Annotated in this window: 1 protein-coding gene; it reads right to left on the bottom strand. The window is 72.9% G+C overall.

All coding sequences use genetic code 11. From position 1 onward, the window contains the following. Positions 1–733, bottom strand: a 733-nt coding sequence (locus tag N878_RS23700; protein WP_031303963.1) for an AMP-binding protein, incomplete at both ends; no start/stop codon positions are given.

Here is a 733-nt window from a genome sequence, read left to right on the forward strand (position 1 = left end):
CTGGAACGCCTCGCGCTGCACCCGGTCGACCAGCAGCCCGCGGCCCAGCGGCGGAAAGGCCACGCCCAGGGTCGCCTCGGCCAGGCCATAGACCGGGGTCTGCGCGGCCGGGGCCAGGCCGTAGCGGGCAAAACGCTCGGCGAAGCGCCGCAGGGTATCCGGGTTGACCGGCTCGGCGCCGTTGCAGGCCAGACGCCAGCAGCTCAGGTCGAGGCCCTCCAGCTCCGCCTCGGGCAACTTGCTCAGGCACAGTTCGTAGGCGAAGTTGGGCGCCGCCGACAACGTGCCGCGCAAGCGATGGATGGTCCACAGCCAGCGCGCCGGGCGGGCGAGGAAGGCCAGCGGCGACATCAGCGCCAGGCGCACGCCGTGGTACAGGCTGCCCAGCCAGGCGCCGATCAGGCCCATGTCGTGATACATCGGCAGCCAGCTGACGAACACATCCTGCGGCCCCACCTGCAGGGCCTGGCCCATGGCGCGCAGGTTGGCCAGCAGGTTGGCGTGGCTGACCATCACCCCCTTGGGCTGGCCGGTGCTGCCCGAGGTGTACTGCAGGAAGGCGAGGTCCTGCGCGCCCCTGGCCGGCGTGACGCAGCCACCGCCCTCGCCGGCCAGTTCGGCGACGCTGGCGATACGCCGCAGGCTCGGCACCTGCGGGCGCAGCAGGCGGGCCAGCAGGCGCGCCTCGCTCACCGTGATCAGCAGCCGCGCCTCGGCGTTGGTGAGGATGCCG

This window comes from Pseudomonas sp. EGD-AK9 (assembly GCF_000465935.2).
In the GTDB taxonomy this organism is placed as follows: Bacteria; Pseudomonadota; Gammaproteobacteria; order Pseudomonadales; family Pseudomonadaceae; genus Aquipseudomonas.